Genomic DNA, 15,602 nt, shown 5'->3' with positions numbered 1-15,602 from the left:
ACAAAAATGGCGGAAGGAAAGCCCCAATGGCTGAAAGCACTTTCGACGTCGTCGTGGTCGGCGGCGGTCCCGGCGGGTATGTCTGCGCGATCCGTGCGGCGCAGCTCGGTTTCAAGGTCGCCTGCGTCGAGAAGCGCAGCGCGCTGGGCGGCACCTGCCTGAACGTCGGCTGCATCCCGTCCAAGGCGCTGCTCGCCGCGTCGGAGAAGTACGAGGAGGCCAAGCACGGCCTCGCCAAGTTCGGCATCAAGGTCGGCGGCGTCGAGCTGGACCTGCCGGGCATGCTGTCCCACAAGGACAAGGTCGTCAAAGAGAACACCGGCGGCATCGAGTTCCTGTTCAAGAAGAACAAGATCGCCTGGCTGAAGGGTGCCGGCCGCATCACCGCCCCGAACACCGTCGAGGTCGAGGGTGTGGGCACCGTCACGGCGTCGAAGGCCATCGTCATCGCCACCGGCTCGGAAGTCACCCCGCTGCCGGGCATCGAGATCGATGAGCAGAAGATCGTCTCCTCCACCGGCGCCCTGGAGCTGCCGGAGGTGCCGAAGCGCCTCGTCGTCATCGGCGGCGGCGTGATCGGGCTTGAGCTGGGCTCGGTCTGGGGCCGCCTCGGCGCGCAGGTCACCGTGGTCGAGTTCCTGGACCGCATCCTGCCGACCATGGACGGCGAGGTGTCCAAGCAGATGCAGCGCATCCTCGGCAAGCAGGGCATGACCTTCAAGCTCGGCTCCAAGGTCACCGGCGCCAAGGTCACCAACACCGGCGTCACCCTGTCGGTCGAGCCCGCCGCCGGCGGCACCGCCGAGGAGATCGAGGCCGACGTGGTGCTGGTCGCCATCGGCCGCCGCGCTTTCACCAACGGCCTGGGCCTCGACGCCGTCGGCGTGGAGATGGACAACCGCGGCCGCGTGAAGATCGGCAAGCATTTCGAGACCAACGTGCCGGGCATCTACGCCATCGGCGACGTGGTCGAAGGCCCGATGCTGGCCCACAAGGCCGAGGAGGAGGGCGTCGCGCTGGCCGAGCTGCTGGCCGGCCAGGCGGGCCACGTCAACCACGACCTCGTCCCCGGCGTCGTTTACACGTGGCCGGAAGTGGCCGCGGTCGGCAAGACCGAGGAGGAGCTGAAGGCCGCCGGCATCGCCTACAAGGCGGGCAAGTTCCCCTTCACCGCCAACGGCCGCGCCCGCGCCAGCGGCACGACCGACGGCTTCGTGAAGATCCTGGCCGACGCGCGCACCGACAAGGTGCTGGGCGTCCACATGGTCGGCCCGAACGTGTCGGAGATGGTCGGCGAGCTGGCCGTGGCGATGGAGTTCAGCGCGTCCGCCGAGGACATTGCCCGCACCTGCCACGCCCACCCGACCCTGTCGGAAGTGACCAAGGAAGCCGCCCTCGCCGTGGACGGCCGCGCCCTGCACATCTAAGGGGCGTCTCTCTCTCATAACCCTCTCCCCTCTGGGGAGAGGGTGCCCGCGAAGCGGGCGGTGAGGGGGGTGCGCTTTTGCCGGACGCACCGCCACGCGCAGCCCCCTCACCCTGACCCTCTCCCCAGAGGGGAGAGGGGACTCCAACCCTACGGCGTCTTCTTCGCCCGCGGGTGCGCCGAGCGGTACACCTGCATCAGCTGCTCGCTCTCCACATCCGTGTAGCGCTGCGTGGTCGACAGCGAGGCGTGGCCCAGCAGATCCTGGATCGCCCGCAGATCGCCGCCGTCCGCCAGCAGATGCGTGGCGAAGCTGTGCCGCAGCGCGTGCGGCGTCGCGGTCTCCGGAAGCCCCATCAGGCGGCGCAGGTCGCGCATCCGCCGTTGCGCGATGGCCGGGGCGAGCTGCCCGCCGCGCACCCCGACGAACAACGGCGCGTCCGGACCCTGTTTGTAAGGGCAGGCGTCCATGTAGGCGCGCACCGCCTCGGTCACCGCCGGCAGCACCGGGACGATCCGCTCCTTGTTGCCCTTGCCGGTGACTCGCAGCGTCTCGCCCAGCGGTGCTTCGCGGCGCGTCAGGTTCAGCGCCTCCGAAATGCGCAGGCCGCAGCCGTAGAGCAGCGTGAACAGCGCCCGGTCGCGCTTGCCGACCCACGGCTCGTCCGGCTCCTTCTCCGATTCCTCCAGCAGCCGGTCGGCGTCCAGCACGGTCAGCGGCTTCGGCGCCGGGCGCTTGATGCGCGGGCCGGAGAAGGTGTTGATCGCCGGGTTGTGCAGCCGTCCGTCGCGGTCCAGCCAGCGGAACAGGTTGCGCACCGACGACAGGGCGCGCGACCGGCTGTTGGAGCCGATCCCCTTCATGGCGAGATGGGACAGCCAGGAGCGGAAGTCGGTGACGGTCAGCGCGGCGAGGTCGTTCATCGACGGCGGCTTGGCCTGATAGCCGGTGATGAACTCCAGGAAGGTCGCGACGTCGCCGATGTAGGCGGTCAGCGTGTGGGGCGAGACGTTGCGCTCGCTCTCCATCCAGCGGCGCCAGTGGACCAGCACGTCCTGCACGTCGGGCTGGGCGGCGAAGCCGAGGACGGGGTTCTGCTTTCCGGTCATGCGTTCCCTGGGGTCAGGCCGGCAGTTCGAGCCAGCCGCGGATCACCCGCTCGACCACGCGGGCGAGGAAGCCGACCAGCTCCGTTCCCTGGCCGCCGTGGAAGCTGTCCGGCTCGCGGCTGCCGAAAGCCAGCATGCCGTCGGGGGTCTCGCTGGACACTTGGAGGCGGATCAGGATTTCCGACCGCACCAGCCCGGCGCCGGGGCCGTACAGCTCCGGGTCGCCCTGGATGTCGGCGTTCAGCGCCACGTCGGCCTTGCCCAGCCAGCGGTCGACGGTCCCCGGCTCGACCACCCGCACGCCGGAGGTCTGGACATGCGGGGTGTCGCGGCCGTTCGATTCGACGATCAGGCAGGCGACGTCCAGGTCGAGCAGCACCGCCAGATCGGTGGTGATGGTCTGGATGAGCTGCTCGAAGCTCTGCGCGTCGAGGAGGAACAGCACCGCCGCGTGGATGCGGTTCTGGCTGTTCATGTTGGCGCGCGAGGTGCCGATCAGCTCGCGCTGCTGGTCCTTCAGCAGGCGGACCTCGCCGCGCAGCCGCTCGACCATGTAGGCCTGCAGGTCCACCACCCCGCGCCCGCGGTCCTGGGACGGCGGGGTCAGATGGTGGACCAGATCGCCGTGATGGACCAGGAAGTCGGGATGGTCCCGCAGGTAGGCGTGCACCTCCTCGGCGGTCGGCGCGTCCTTCCGGTGGGGGGTGTGTCCCGGCTCCCGGCCCATGCTGCCGTCCTCAGAGGATGGACTGGCCGGTCTTCTGCCAGTCGGCGACGAACTGGGCGAGGCCCTTGTCGGTCAGCGGATGGTTGAAGAGCTGCTTCAGCACCGACGGCGGGGCGGTGACGACATGGGCGCCCAGGCGGGCGGAGTCGACGATGTGGATCGGGTTGCGGATCGAGGCGACCAGCACTTCGGTCTTGAAGTAATCGTAGTTGCTGTAAATCTCCACGATGTCGGCGATCAGGCCCATGCCGTCCTGCCCGATGTCGTCCAGGCGGCCGACGAAGGGCGACACGAAGCTGGCGCCGGCCTTGGCGGCCAGGATCGCCTGGGCCGGGGAGAAGCACAGCGTGACGTTGACCATCGTGCCTTCGGAGGACAGCGCCTTGCAGGTCTTCAGGCCGGCCGGGGTCAGCGGAACCTTGACCGTGACGTTGTCGGCGATCTTGGCAAGCTTCTTCCCTTCCGCCAGCATGGTCTCGAAGTCGGTGGAGGCCACCTCGGCGCTGACCGGGCCGTCCACCACGTCACAAATTTCGGCCACGAGGTCGAGGAAGCTGCGACCGGTCTTGGCGACGAGGGAGGGGTTGGTGGTAACACCGTCCAGCAGGCCCGTGTCGGCCAGATCGCGGATCTCGGCGATGTCGGCGGTGTCAACGAAGAACTTCATGACCTGGAATCCATACTTGCTGAGGAAGACCGTGCCCTGTTTCCCGGGATTCGCTGCCCGGCGTCGCGGCCAGGGGGCACTCTAGCCGATGCGTGAAAATTCCGCCAGATCCGGGGCCAAACCCGGGGCCGGTTCCGAAGATTCCGCGCAGGCTCTTCTGCCGGGCACGGTGCCGGCGGACGCGGACCCGCGCGTCCGCGTGCTCCTGCCGCTGCCGCTGCGCGAGGCCTACGATTACCGCGTGCCGGCCGGGATGACCCTCGTCCCCGGCGACTATGTGGAGGTTCCGCTCGGGCCGCGCCGCGTGCTCGGGGTGGTGTGGGGCGACGGCGCCGGAGTCGTGGCGGCCGCCCGGCTGAAGCCGGTGGTCCGCCGCTTCGACGTGCCGCCGATGCCGGAGGTCGAGCGCAAGTTCGTGGAGTGGGTCGCCGCCTACACCATGACGCCGCCGGGCCATGTGCTGCGCATGGCGATCAGCGTGCCGTCGGCGCTGGAGCCGGCGAAGGCCATGCTCGCCTACCTGCGCAAGCCCGACGCGGAGCCGCCGCCCGGTTTCAAGATGACCGAGCCGCGGCGGCGCGTGCTCGCCCTGCTGGACGACGGCCCGCCGCGCACCCCGGCGGAACTGGCGGAGGAGGCCGGCTGCGGCGTCACCGTGGTGCGCGGGCTGGCCGAGGCCGGGCTGCTGGAGCCGGTGCTGCTGCAGCCGACCAAGCTCGGGCGGCCCGATTGCCACCGTCCCGGCCCCACCCTGTCCGCCGACCAGGAGGCCGCGGCGGCGGACCTGCGCGCCCGGGTCGAGTCCGGCGTCTATTCCACCGTGCTGCTCGACGGGGTCACCGGCTCCGGCAAGACGGAGGTCTATTACGAGGCCATCGCAGCCGCCCTGAAGGCCGGCAAGCAGGCGCTGGTGCTGCTGCCGGAAATCGCTCTGTCGGCGCAGTGGCTGGAGCGCTTCGCCCGCCGCTTCGGCGCGCCGCCGGCGGAATGGCATTCGGAGCTGACCGGGGCGCAGCGCCGCGACACCTGGAGGGCCGTGGCCAACGGCGAGGTACCGGTGGTGGTCGGCGCCCGCTCCGCCCTGTTCCTGCCCTACAAGAACCTCGGCGTCATCATCATCGACGAGGAGCACGACTCCGCCTACAAGCAGGAGGAGGGATCGATCTACCACGCCCGCGACATGGCCGTCGCGCGGGCGCACATCGGCGGCATCCCCACCGTGCTGGTCTCCGCCACGCCGTCTCTGGAGACCAAGGTCAACGCCGACAGCAACCGCTACGCCCGCATCGAGCTGCCGGGCCGCCACGGCGGCGCCGTGCTGCCCGACGTCGAGCTGGTGGACCTGCGCAAGGACCGGCCGCCGGCCCGCCACTGGCTGGCCCCGTCGCTGAAGAAAGCTATCGAGCAGACGCTGGCGGAGAAGGAGCAGGTGATGCTGTTCCTCAACCGCCGCGGCTACGCCCCGCTGACTCTGTGCCGGGCCTGCGGGCACCGGCTGCAATGCCCCAACTGCACGGCGTGGCTGGTCGAGCACCGGCTGGCCCGCAAGCTCCAGTGCCACCATTGCGGCCTGTCGCAGCCGCTCTCCCCGACCTGCCCGGAGTGCGGCGAGGAAGGGACGCTGGCGGCCTGCGGTCCCGGCGTGGAGCGGATCGCCGAGGAGGTGGCGGAGCTGTTTCCCGACGCCCGCGCCGCCATCATGGCGTCCGACACGCTGTTCGGTCCCCGCGCCATCCAGGAGATGGTCCGCCGCATCGCCGACCACGAGCTGGACATTCTGATCGGCACCCAGGTGATGGCGAAGGGCCACCATTTCCCCATGCTGACCCTGGTCGGGGTGGTCGACGCGGACCTCGGGCTGGCCGGCGGCGACCTGCGGGCGGGGGAGCGGACCTACCAGCTCCTTCATCAGGTGGCCGGGCGCGCCGGGCGCGGCGAGCGGCCGGGACGGGTGATGCTGCAGACCTATATGCCCGAACATCCGGTGATGCAGGCGCTGGCCGCCGGGGACCGCGACGGCTTCTACCAGCTGGAGGCGGAGATGCGGCTGGAGGCCGGGATGCCGCCCTTCGGACGGCTGGCCGCCCTGATCGTGTCGGGGGAGGACGCGGCGGCGGTGGAGAAACTGTCCATCGCCCTGGGCCGCGCCGCGCCGCGCAGCGACACCGTCGCCGTGCTGGGCCCCGCCCCGGCGCCGCTCGCCCTGCTGCGGGGGCGGCACCGGCGGCGTCTGCTGCTGAAGGCGCCGCGCACCGTCCAGGTGCAACCCCTGATCGCGCATTGGCTGGAGCAGGTGGACATTCCGCCCAACGTGCGCGTGCAAGTGGACGTCGATCCCTACAGCTTCCTGTAGAGGGGCGGTGTCGGCTAAGAAATACCGCACTCCTGTAAAGGGGGGCTGCGACCGATTGTCCCTGCGCGCTCCGCAAGGCACCTGTGACGTTTGGTCCGTTGCGGCCGGCGGGTCATGGTATTACCAGAGTATGGAAGTCATCTTTCGCCGAGCGATCTCATGTCCAGGCTGCGCGGTCGTTTCCACCTCCCCACCTTGCTGACGGTTCTTCCGGTTCTCGCTCTGCTGGCGATCATCGCTCTGGCGGCGGGCGTGCCCGCCCAGACGCGCGGGACGGAATCGGACGCCAAGGCGCTGCTCGACAAGACCAGCGGCTATCTGCGCCAGCACGGCGCGGAGGGCGCGCCGGACGCCTTCGCCCAGCGGGACGGCGCGCTGATCGACCGCGACCTCTACCCGATGCTGATCGACCGCGACGGCGTGATGGTGGCCCATGGCTGGACGCCGTCGCTGAACGGCGCGAACCTCAGGGATCTGAAGGACGTCGACGGCAAGCCCTTCATCCAGGAGGCGCTGGACATCGTGGCGGAGCGGGAGTCGGGCGCCGTCAGCTACAAATGGACGGACCCGCTGTCCGGCCAGATCGCGCCGAAGACGATGATCGTGCGCCGCATCGTCCTGGGCGGCGCGCCCTATCTGCTGTCGGTCGGCGTGTACCGCTGACGGTCGACTCGGACTTTTCCGAAGGGTGAAAAAGGCGCTTACAGCACCGAGACGGAGCGGTCGGCCCGCGGGCGGGGGCGCCAGATCGACAGGCATTCGGACGCGCTGCTTCCCGAGCCGATGCCGTACCAGCCGGAGCGGTCGTTGAAGGACAGGCTGTAACGTCCCCGCCCGTCGCGCTCGAACCGGAAGACGGGACGGTCAACGCCGGGCAGGAGGACGAGGAGCCGGTCATGCTCCCGGCCCGTTTCACGGATGACCCCGGCCCAATGGCCAAGGCGCAGCTTCGGATCGGCCACCGCCTCGAACTCGTTGAGGTCGGCGGGGGTGAAGCGGGCGCAGGAGAAGGCGACGACGGTCATGATTGGCCTGGGTTTGTCCTGTCAGACGGGCTGTGAGGCGACCGTGCGCGTGAATGGTTAAACGGGTGTTAAGCGGGGCGTTAGGTCACAGTCTGGTCTCTGGCGGGCCTCCGGAAATCCGGCTCCGGGGAGGGCCTTGGGGAGGGCAGGTCCTTCAGATGCCAAGGTGATCCGTTGCGGTTGTGAAGTGGTATGCCCATTTCCAGCCCCCGCCGCCAAGAACCGACCCCACGCCGCAGGGGCGCAAAACGCCGCACTCACCCCGCGCGCAAATTGTCCAGACCCCGTTGCGCAGGGCCTAATCCTGTGATATTGGACCGCTCGCTTTCGCGGGCTGGGCCGCCGCGATGTGGGTTTTGCCCTATTTAAGGCCCTGAAAATTCACCGTCTACCGAACTCAATTCGAGGGATCAGGTGGCAATCGAAGGTACAGGCGTTTCCGAACTCGCTACGCGCTACTCCATCGCGCTGTTCGAGCTTGCGGACGAGAACAAAGCGTTGGATCAGGTCGCGAGCGATCTGGTTGCGCTGAAGCAAATCCTGGCTGAGAGCGCCGACCTTCGCCGCCTCGTCCGCAGTCCCGTGATCAGCCGCGCCGACCAAGGCCGGGCGATGGCCGCGGTTCTGGACCGCGCCGAAGTGTCCGATCTGACCAAGCGCTTCATCGGGCTGGTGGCCAAGAACCGCCGCCTGTTCGCGCTGGAAGGCATGATCGAAGGCTATCTCGCCGAACTGGCCCGCCGTCGTGGCGAAGTGACCGCCCAGGTCACCTCGGCCCAGCCGCTGAGCGACGCCCAGCTGGCCGCGGTCACCGACGCGCTGAAGGCGTCGATCGGCTCCAAGGTGTTGATCAACACCACGGTCGATCCCGCGCTGATCGGGGGCATGATCGTTAAGTTCGGCTCGCGCATGGTCGACACCTCGGTGCGCACGAAGCTGAACAAATTGCAACTCGCCATGAAGGCCTCAGGGGGATCAGTCTGATGGATATCCGCGCCGCAGAAATCTCTGCGATCCTCAAGCAGCAGATCGCGAATTTCGGGACCGAGGCGGACGTCGCCGAGGTCGGTCAGGTCCTCTCCGTGGGTGACGGCGTCGCCCGCGTGCACGGCCTGGACAACGTGCGCGCCGGCGAGATGGTCGAGTTCCCCGGTGGCATCAAGGGCATGGCGCTGAACCTCGAGACCGACAACGTCGGTGTCGTGATCTTCGGCACCGACAGCGAGATCAAGGAAGGCGACACCGTCAAGCGCACGGGCACCATCGTGGACGTGCCGGTCGGCAAGGGTCTGCTGGGCCGCGTCGTGGACGGCCTGGGCAACCCGATCGACGGCAAGGGCCCGCTGGTGGACGTCACCCGCACCCGCGTCGAGGTCAAGGCCCCCGGCATCATCCCGCGCAAGTCGGTGCACGAGCCGATGCAGACCGGCCTGAAGGCCGTCGACAGCCTGGTTCCGATCGGCCGCGGCCAGCGCGAGCTGATCATCGGTGACCGCCAGACCGGCAAGACCGCCGTCGTCATCGACACTTTCCTGAACCAGAAGCCGATCAACCAGGGCGACGACGAGAGCAAGAAGCTCTACTGCATCTACGTCGCCGTCGGTCAGAAGCGCTCCACCGTCGCCCAGATCGTCAAGACCCTGGAAGACGCCGGCGCCCTGGAATACTCCATCGTCGTCGCGGCCACCGCGTCGGAGCCGGCCCCGCTGCAGTTCCTGGCGCCCTACACCGGCTGCACGATGGGCGAGTACTTCCGCGACAACGGCATGCACGCCCTGATCGTGTACGATGACCTGTCCAAGCAGGCCGTCGCCTACCGTCAGATGTCGCTGCTGCTCCGCCGTCCGCCGGGCCGCGAAGCCTACCCGGGCGACGTGTTCTACCTCCACAGCCGCCTGCTCGAGCGCGCCGCCAAGATGGGCGACGCCCACGGCAACGGCTCGCTGACCGCCCTGCCGGTCATCGAGACCCAGGCCGGCGACGTGTCGGCTTACATCCCGACGAACGTGATCTCGATCACCGACGGCCAGATCTTCCTCGAGACCGGCCTGTTCTATAAGGGCATCCGTCCGGCCATCAACGTCGGCCTGTCGGTGTCGCGCGTCGGCTCCGCCGCCCAGATCAAGGCGATGAAGCAGGTCGCGGGCACCATCAAGATGGAGCTGGCCCAGTACCGCGAGATGGCCGCCTTCGCGCAGTTCGCCTCGGACCTCGACGCCGCCACCCAGCGCCTGCTGGCCCGCGGCGCCCGTCTGACCGAGCTGCTGAAGCAGCCGCAGTTCCAGCCGCTGCCGGTCGAAGAGCAGGTCGTGTCGATCTTCTCGGGCGTGAAGGGCTATCTCGACAAGATCAAGGTCGAGGACGTCAACCGCTTCGAGCAGAAGTTCCTCGCCGAGGTCCGCTCCAAGGGGGCCGACATCCTGGCGACGATCCGCAACGAGAAGCAGATCACCTCTGCGACCGAGGAGCGCCTGAAGGCCTTCCTCGACAACTTCTCCAAGGTGTTCGTCTGATCGACGGCGGGGGCGCAGTTCCTGCGCCCCGTCCGTCAACCCGAACGACCCCGAGCGGAATGAAGGGCCGGCATGCCTAACCTCAAGGACCTAAAGAACCGGATCGCCAGCGTCCAATCGACGCGGAAGATCACCTCGGCGATGAAGATGGTCGCCGCCTCCAAGCTCCGCCGTGCGCAGGAGCAGGCGGAAGCCGGTCGTCCCTACGCCGAGCGCATGGGCCGCATGCTGGCCTCTCTCGCGGCCAACGTGCAGGACTCGGGCAACGGCCCGAAGCTGATGACCGGCACCGGTTCCGATCAGGTGCATCTCCTCGTCATCATCAGCTCCGACCGCGGCCTGTGCGGCGCCTTCAACGGCGCCATCGTCCGTGAGTCCCGCCGCCAGATCCTGCGCCTCCAGTCGGAAGGCAAGACGGTCAAGCTGCTCACCGTCGGCCGCAAGGCCCGCGACCAGCTGCGCCGCGAGTTCGGCTCGCTGATCGTCGAGACCTACGAGGATGTGGGTCGCCGCAAGCTGTCCTTCGCCGACGCCGATGTCGTCGCGCAGAAGGTTCTGGCGATGTACGACGCGGGCGAGTTCGACGTCTGCTCGGTGATCTTCAACAAGTTCAAGTCGGCGATCTCCCAGATCGTGACCGTCCAGCAGCTCGTTCCCTTCGCCGTCGAGGCGCAGGCCGACGAGGAGGCCGCGGGCGCCGAGGTCAAGGCGATCTACGAGTTCGAGCCCGACGAGGAGCAGATCCTCGCCGAGCTGCTGCCGCGCAACCTGTCGATCCAGGTTTATCGCGCCCTCCTGGAGAGTGCCGCGTCCGAACAGGGCGCCCGCATGACCGCGATGGACAACGCGACGCGCAACGCCGGCGACATGATCAACAAGCTGACGATCACCTACAACCGCACGCGCCAGGCCTACATCACCAAGGAGCTGATCGAGATCATCTCCGGCGCCGAGGCGGTTTAACGGCGCAGCGTTCGCGGTCGATACGACGGCACATCCGACAATTATCGAGTTCCGAGGGAGCTTTACTCCATGGCCACCACCACCCAGGCGACGAACGCCGTCGGCAAGATCACGCAGGTCACGGGCGCCGTTGTCGACGTCCAGTTCGACGGCGAGCTGCCGGCCATTCTGAACGCTCTGCACACCCAGAACGACGGCAAGGTCCTCGTGCTCGAGGTTGCCCAGCACCTCGGCGAGAGCACCGTCCGCGCCATCGCCATGGACAGCACCGACGGTCTGGTCCGCGGCGCCGAAGTGACCGACACCGGCGCCCCGATCGCCGTGCCGGTCGGCCCGGCCACCCTCGGCCGCATCATCAACGTGATCGGCGAGCCGATCGACGAGCGCGGCGACGTCGGCGCCGAGCGCACCCTGCCGATCCACCGTGCGGCCCCGGACTTCGTCGAGCAGTCGACGGACGCCGAAGTGCTGATCACCGGCATCAAGGTCATCGACCTGCTGGCTCCCTACGCCAAGGGCGGCAAGATCGGCCTGTTCGGCGGCGCCGGCGTGGGCAAGACCGTGACCATCATGGAGCTGATCAACAACGTCGCGAAGGCGCACGGCGGCGTGTCCGTGTTCGCGGGCGTGGGCGAGCGCACCCGTGAGGGCAACGACCTCTACCACGAGATGATCGAGTCGGGCGTCATCAAGCTCGACGGCCCGGGCTCCAAGGTTGCCCTGGTGTACGGCCAGATGAACGAGCCGCCGGGCGCCCGCGCCCGCGTCGCCCTGTCCGGCCTGACCCTCGCGGAGTACTTCCGCGACGAGGAAGGCCAGGACGTGCTGTTCTTCGTGGACAACATCTTCCGCTTCACGCAGGCCGGTTCGGAAGTGTCGGCTCTGCTGGGCCGCATCCCGTCGGCGGTGGGTTACCAGCCGACGCTGGCCACCGACATGGGCGCCCTGCAGGAGCGCATCACCTCCACGAAGAAGGGGTCGATCACCTCGGTGCAGGCCATTTACGTGCCCGCCGACGATCTGACCGACCCGGCCCCGGCCACCTCCTTCGCCCACCTGGACGCCACCACGGTGCTGTCGCGTTCGATCGCCGAAATGGCGATCTTCCCGGCGGTGGACCCGCTGGACTCGACCAGCCGCATCCTGGACCCGCGCGTCGTCGGTGAGGAGCACTACACCGTCGCCCGTTCGGTGCAGCGCGTTCTGCAGACCTACAAGTCGCTGCAGGACATCATCGCGATCCTGGGCATGGACGAGCTGTCCGAAGAGGACAAGCTGGTCGTCGCCCGCGCCCGCAAGATCCAGCGCTTCCTGTCGCAGCCGTTCCACGTCGCCGAGGTGTTCACCGGCACCCCGGGCGTGCTCGTCAGCCTGGAAGACACCATCAAGGGCTTCAAGGGCATCGTGAACGGCGACTACGACCACCTGCCGGAAGCGGCCTTCTACATGGTCGGCACCATCGACGAAGCCATCGCCAAGGCGAAGAAGCTGGCCGCCGAAGCCGCCTGATCCAGGTCGGCTGAGGTTCGGTAACGAGGCTAACCCTCTCCTTCGCCCGCGCGGGGGAGGGGGTTCTTATGAAGAGGCACCAGGAAACCCATGGCCGATAAAGTCGAATTCGAGCTGGTCTCTCCGGAGAAGCTGCTGACCTCGCAGCCCGTCGACATGGTCGTGGTGCCGGGTTCGGAAGGTGACTTCGGCGTCCTCGCCGGCCACTCGCCGATGATTTCGACCGTCCGTCCGGGCGTGATCGACGTCTACGAGGCCGACCGCGTGGTCGACCGGGTGTTCGTCGCCGGCGGCTTCGCCGAGGTGACCGAGACCCGCTGCACCGTCCTGGCCGAGGAGGCCATCGCGGTCGCCGAGATCGACCGCGCCAAGGTCGAGCAGCAGATCCGCGACCTGGGCGAGGATCTGGAAGACGCCAAGTCCGACGACGAGAAGGCCCGCGTGGAGGCGAAGATCGCCATCGCTCGCGCCAAGCTCGACGCGACCGGCGCGACCACGCACTGACACCGGGCGCGGCCCGGCGGCGGTGACCGCCGGCCGGGCCGTTTCCGTTGCATTGCGCCATCGCAGCCATACATAGTATCCCGCAAGGGATCGAACGCCTCCCGGCCCGTCCGTCGAGGCGTTTTTGTTTTTATGGTCCTGTTCTCCGTCAGAGCGTGGAACAACCGGCCCAAAACGGCGGCCAGCAGCGGGAGTGGAGTGTGGCGTTGCACTGGAAATACGAAGAACTTCCCTGGGATCAGCTGGACCATACGAAGGTCGATCCCGATCTCGTCCCGCTCATCAAGGCGGCGGCCCTGGTGGAGTTCAACGCCGACGACTACACGGCCTATCTCTGCAACGTCTTCCACGACGATCCCGAGTTCCAGGAGGTCGCGCACGGCTGGGCGGTCGAGGAGGTCCAGCATGGCCGGGCGCTCGGCAAATGGGCGGAGCTGGTCGACCCGACCTTCGACTTCGACCGGGCCGTCGAGCGCTTCCGCGCCGGCTACAAGGTGCCGATCGACCTCGACGCCTCGGTCCGCGGCTCGCGCACCGGCGAAATGATCGCCCGCTGCATGGTCGAGACCGGCACCAGCAGCTACTACGCGGCCATCGGCGATTCGACGGACGAGCCGGTGCTTAAGCTCATCTGCAAGAACATCGCCGCCGACGAGCTGCGCCACTTCAAGCTCTTTTACACCTACACGAAGAAGTATCTGGAGCTGGAGCAGCTCAACAAGTTCCAGCGGCTCAAGGTGGCGCTGTCGCGCATCGGCGAGTCGGAGGACGACGAACTGGCCTACGCCTACTACGCGGCCAACGCGCCGGAGGGCGAGCCCTACGCGCACAAGACCTACAACCAGGCCTACATGCGCCGCGCCTACGGCCGCTACCGGCCCAAGCACGTCGACCGCGCCGTGGCGATGGTCTTCAAAGCCTGCGGGCTGAAGCCGCACACCCGCTTCTACAGCGTGGCCGCGCGCGGCGCTTGGTGGCTGATCGAAAGCCGGGCCAAGCGGCTGGCCAAGGTCGCGTAAGAGAAAAGGCCGGACGCGGCGGGGTCAGCCCCGTCGCAGCGCCGCGATGATCGGGGCGAACTCCGCCAGCACCGACTCATAGACCGGGCGCTTGAAGGGCACGATCAGGCCGGGCAGGTCGTCGGCATCGACCCATGTCCAGGCGTCGAACTCCGGGTGTTCGGTGGCGAGGTCGATGTCGCTGTCCACGCCGGTGAAGCGGGCGGCCAGCCAGACCTGCTCCTGACCGCGCCAGCGGCCCTTCCAGACCTTGCCCAGCAGATGGTCGGGCAGGTCGTAGCGCAGCTTTTCCGCCGTCTCGCCGAGGATCTCGGCCTTGTCGGTGCCGATCTCCTCCTTCAGCTCGCGCAGGGCGGCCTCATGCACGCCCTCACCCTCGTCGATGCCGCCCTGGGGCATCTGCCAAGCGTCCTTGCTGTCGCAGCGCCGGGCCACGAAGACCTGCCCGCGGTCGTTCAGCAGCATCACCCCGACGCAGGGGCGGTAGGGAAGGGACTCGCGGTCGATGGGCTTCTTGCTCATGCGCCTTATTGCTTCTGCATGTTGGCCACGGCGGAGACCGGCACGATGGCGATGCCACGGTCGGCCAGCCCGGTGAGCCACAGGTTGATCCGTTCGATGGTGCTGGGGTAAGGGGCGCCGATGCCCACCGCCGCGCCGTTGGCCTTGGCGATGGCCTCCAGCTCGGCGAGCTGGTCGTCGATGGCGCCGCGTGACAGGTCGCGGTCGATCACCCGGTCGGCGAAGGCCCGGGGCACGCCGGCTTGCCCCGCCAGGGTGCCGGCGACGCTGCGCGGGTTGGCGCGGGCGTCCAGGACCATCAGGCCGCGCGCCTTCATCGCCGCGATGACCGGGTTCACCGCGTCGGGGTTGGCGGTGAACTTGCTGCCCGTGGTGCTGGTGATGCCGACATAGCCGACCGCCTTGCCCAGCGACCATTCCAGCCGCTCCATGTTGCGCTCGGGCGGCAGCATGCTCAACAGGGCGTTGGGGCCGGGATCGTTGCGCGGGTAGTCCTGCGGCTCCATGGGAATGGAGAGCATCACCTCGTGCCCCTTGCCGCGGGCGCGCTCCACCCAGTTGTCCAGCCGGTCGGCGTAGGGGACGAAGGCCAGGGTGATCGTCGGCGGCAGCTTCTGCAGGGCGTTGCCGGTGGTCACGCCGGAAATGCCCATCTCGGCCAGCACGATGGCGATGCGCGGTCGGCGGTCGGCGGCGGGGAAGGGGCGGGCGTAGACCTGCCAGGGCTTGCGTCCGTCCTCGGCGATGCGCGGCAGGGGTCCGTTGCGCGAATCTTCGACCAGTCCCGGGACCGGCGCCGGTGTCAGGGTGACCGGCTCGTTCACAGCCACGGCGAGAGGCGGCGGTGCTAGTGCCGCTGGTGGTGCCGGTGCGACAGCGGCGGGCGGCGGGGCCGTCGCCGGGGCAGCGGCCGGAGGGGCCGTCTGGACGGGAACGGCGGCCGCTGCTGCGGGCGGTGCGGGGGGCTGGGCGCCCTTCACCGCCACCTCGACGCTGGGGATGGCGGCCCGCCACGCTTCGGTGGTGTGCTCTCCGTTCATCGCCAGCCAAGCGGCCAACCCGCCGAGCCCGAGGGCCAGAACCGCGTAGGCGCCGAGCAGCCTCTTGGCGAGGGGCGACAATGGGCGGCGCTCCTTGCGGGCGCGCGGCGCGTCGTCCGAATCGCCGCCGGCCTTCCGGCGCCGGAGGCGGGCCAGCAGGCCGGGTCCGGAACGTTCCCGTTTCGCGGGCTTCAGGCGGCCCAGCAGGGCGGCTGCGTTCACGG

The 15,602-nt window shown here is 68.6% G+C and carries 15 protein-coding genes; 9 read left to right on the top strand and 6 right to left on the bottom strand.

The window, feature by feature from the left end:
* The first annotated feature begins 26 nt into the window (after positions 1 to 26).
* Complete coding sequence (lpdA, locus tag DXK32_RS05895) at positions 27 to 1,427, top strand: dihydrolipoyl dehydrogenase (protein WP_114857653.1); 1,401 nt, start codon at positions 27 to 29, stop codon at positions 1,425 to 1,427.
* 149 nt (positions 1,428 to 1,576) lie between these two features.
* Here the strand turns inward: lpdA and DXK32_RS05890 are convergent, their stop codons facing one another.
* From DXK32_RS05890 to fsa, 3 genes are read right to left on the bottom strand one after another with little or no spacing between them, the layout of a single operon-like run.
* On the bottom strand, positions 1,577 to 2,536 hold the full coding sequence (locus DXK32_RS05890; protein WP_114857652.1) for a tyrosine recombinase XerC: 960 nt from the start codon (positions 2,534 to 2,536) through the stop codon (positions 1,577 to 1,579).
* 13 nt (positions 2,537 to 2,549) lie between these two features.
* Positions 2,550 to 3,263 (bottom strand): DUF484 family protein, encoded by a 714-nt coding sequence (locus DXK32_RS05885; protein ID WP_114857651.1) that lies wholly within the window; start codon positions 3,261 to 3,263, stop codon positions 2,550 to 2,552.
* Positions 3,264 to 3,273: 10 nt separating this feature from the next.
* Positions 3,274 to 3,930 carry a fructose-6-phosphate aldolase gene (fsa, locus tag DXK32_RS05880; RefSeq protein WP_014239434.1) on the bottom strand — a complete coding sequence of 219 codons (657 nt, stop codon included), beginning with the start codon at positions 3,928 to 3,930 and terminating at the stop codon, positions 3,274 to 3,276.
* A gap of 88 nt (positions 3,931 to 4,018) precedes the next feature.
* Between fsa and DXK32_RS05875 the strand changes: the two genes are divergently transcribed.
* Complete coding sequence (locus DXK32_RS05875) at positions 4,019 to 6,283, top strand: primosomal protein N' (RefSeq protein ID WP_114857650.1); 2,265 nt, start codon at positions 4,019 to 4,021, stop codon at positions 6,281 to 6,283.
* A gap of 159 nt (positions 6,284 to 6,442) precedes the next feature.
* Positions 6,443 to 6,946 carry a cache domain-containing protein gene (locus DXK32_RS05870; RefSeq protein ID WP_247876996.1) on the top strand — a complete coding sequence of 168 codons (504 nt, stop codon included), beginning with the start codon at positions 6,443 to 6,445 and terminating at the stop codon, positions 6,944 to 6,946.
* 38 nt (positions 6,947 to 6,984) lie between these two features.
* Here the strand turns inward: DXK32_RS05870 and DXK32_RS05865 are convergent, their stop codons facing one another.
* Positions 6,985 to 7,308: a hypothetical protein gene (locus DXK32_RS05865; RefSeq protein WP_114857649.1), complete on the bottom strand. Its 324-nt coding sequence runs from the start codon at positions 7,306 to 7,308 to the stop codon at positions 6,985 to 6,987.
* 414 nt (positions 7,309 to 7,722) lie between these two features.
* Here DXK32_RS05865 and DXK32_RS05860 point away from each other — a divergent pair, with 414 nt between their 5' ends.
* The 6 genes from DXK32_RS05860 (at position 7,723) to DXK32_RS05835 (ending at position 13,816) form a co-directional block, all read left to right on the top strand.
* On the top strand, positions 7,723 to 8,292 hold the full coding sequence (locus DXK32_RS05860) for a F0F1 ATP synthase subunit delta (RefSeq protein WP_038526237.1): 570 nt from the start codon (positions 7,723 to 7,725) through the stop codon (positions 8,290 to 8,292).
* Positions 8,292 to 9,821, top strand: a complete 1,530-nt coding sequence (gene atpA, locus DXK32_RS05855; protein ID WP_035671446.1) for a F0F1 ATP synthase subunit alpha — start codon at positions 8,292 to 8,294, stop codon at positions 9,819 to 9,821. Before DXK32_RS05860 ends, atpA begins: the two co-directional genes overlap by 1 nt.
* 72 nt (positions 9,822 to 9,893) lie before the next feature.
* The gene (locus tag DXK32_RS05850) at positions 9,894 to 10,784 is read left to right on the top strand and encodes a F0F1 ATP synthase subunit gamma (protein WP_035671449.1); all 891 of its coding nucleotides are present in this window, start codon (positions 9,894 to 9,896) and stop codon (positions 10,782 to 10,784) included.
* A gap of 69 nt (positions 10,785 to 10,853) precedes the next feature.
* On the top strand, positions 10,854 to 12,293 hold the full coding sequence (gene atpD / locus DXK32_RS05845) for a F0F1 ATP synthase subunit beta (RefSeq protein ID WP_014239441.1): 1,440 nt from the start codon (positions 10,854 to 10,856) through the stop codon (positions 12,291 to 12,293).
* A 90-nt stretch (positions 12,294 to 12,383) separates the two neighbouring features.
* Positions 12,384 to 12,797 (top strand): F0F1 ATP synthase subunit epsilon, encoded by a 414-nt coding sequence (locus DXK32_RS05840; protein WP_014239442.1) that lies wholly within the window; start codon positions 12,384 to 12,386, stop codon positions 12,795 to 12,797.
* 200 nt (positions 12,798 to 12,997) lie between these two features.
* Entirely contained in the window at positions 12,998 to 13,816 is an 819-nt protein-coding gene (locus tag DXK32_RS05835; protein WP_114857648.1) for an acyl-ACP desaturase, read from the top strand.
* 24 nt (positions 13,817 to 13,840) lie between these two features.
* On the opposite strand, the gene DXK32_RS05830 is transcribed toward DXK32_RS05835, so the two are convergent.
* Both DXK32_RS05830 and DXK32_RS05825 read right to left on the bottom strand, forming a co-directional pair.
* Positions 13,841 to 14,338 (bottom strand): RNA pyrophosphohydrolase, encoded by a 498-nt coding sequence (locus DXK32_RS05830; RefSeq protein ID WP_114857647.1) that lies wholly within the window; start codon positions 14,336 to 14,338, stop codon positions 13,841 to 13,843.
* A 5-nt stretch (positions 14,339 to 14,343) separates the two neighbouring features.
* Positions 14,344 to 15,600, bottom strand: a complete 1,257-nt coding sequence (locus DXK32_RS05825) for a divergent polysaccharide deacetylase family protein (RefSeq protein WP_114857646.1) — start codon at positions 15,598 to 15,600, stop codon at positions 14,344 to 14,346.
* Positions 15,601 to 15,602: the final 2 nt, after the last annotated feature.

The organism is Azospirillum brasilense (genome assembly GCF_003349955.1).
In the GTDB taxonomy this organism is placed as follows: domain Bacteria; phylum Pseudomonadota; class Alphaproteobacteria; order Azospirillales; family Azospirillaceae; genus Azospirillum; species Azospirillum brasilense_B.
The sequence above is the reverse complement of the archived record's forward strand: the minus strand, read 5'-3'. Positions and strand labels throughout refer to the sequence as shown.

Coding starts and splice junctions, on each gene's coding strand:
- DXK32_RS05840 (WP_014239442.1), top strand. CDS start 12,384: ATGGCCGATAAAGTCGAATTCGAGCTGGTCTCTCCGGAGAAGCTGCTG.
- DXK32_RS05885 (WP_114857651.1), bottom strand. CDS start 3,263: ATGGGCCGGGAGCCGGGACACACCCCCCACCGGAAGGACGCGCCGACC.
- DXK32_RS05875 (WP_114857650.1), top strand. CDS start 4,019: ATGCGTGAAAATTCCGCCAGATCCGGGGCCAAACCCGGGGCCGGTTCC.
- DXK32_RS05870 (WP_247876996.1), top strand. CDS start 6,443: ATGTCCAGGCTGCGCGGTCGTTTCCACCTCCCCACCTTGCTGACGGTT.
- lpdA (WP_114857653.1), top strand. CDS start 27: ATGGCTGAAAGCACTTTCGACGTCGTCGTGGTCGGCGGCGGTCCCGGC.
- DXK32_RS05890 (WP_114857652.1), bottom strand. CDS start 2,536: ATGACCGGAAAGCAGAACCCCGTCCTCGGCTTCGCCGCCCAGCCCGAC.
- atpD (WP_014239441.1), top strand. CDS start 10,854: ATGGCCACCACCACCCAGGCGACGAACGCCGTCGGCAAGATCACGCAG.
- DXK32_RS05850 (WP_035671449.1), top strand. CDS start 9,894: ATGCCTAACCTCAAGGACCTAAAGAACCGGATCGCCAGCGTCCAATCG.
- DXK32_RS05830 (WP_114857647.1), bottom strand. CDS start 14,338: ATGAGCAAGAAGCCCATCGACCGCGAGTCCCTTCCCTACCGCCCCTGC.
- atpA (WP_035671446.1), top strand. CDS start 8,292: ATGGATATCCGCGCCGCAGAAATCTCTGCGATCCTCAAGCAGCAGATC.
- DXK32_RS05865 (WP_114857649.1), bottom strand. CDS start 7,308: ATGACCGTCGTCGCCTTCTCCTGCGCCCGCTTCACCCCCGCCGACCTC.
- fsa (WP_014239434.1), bottom strand. CDS start 3,930: ATGAAGTTCTTCGTTGACACCGCCGACATCGCCGAGATCCGCGATCTG.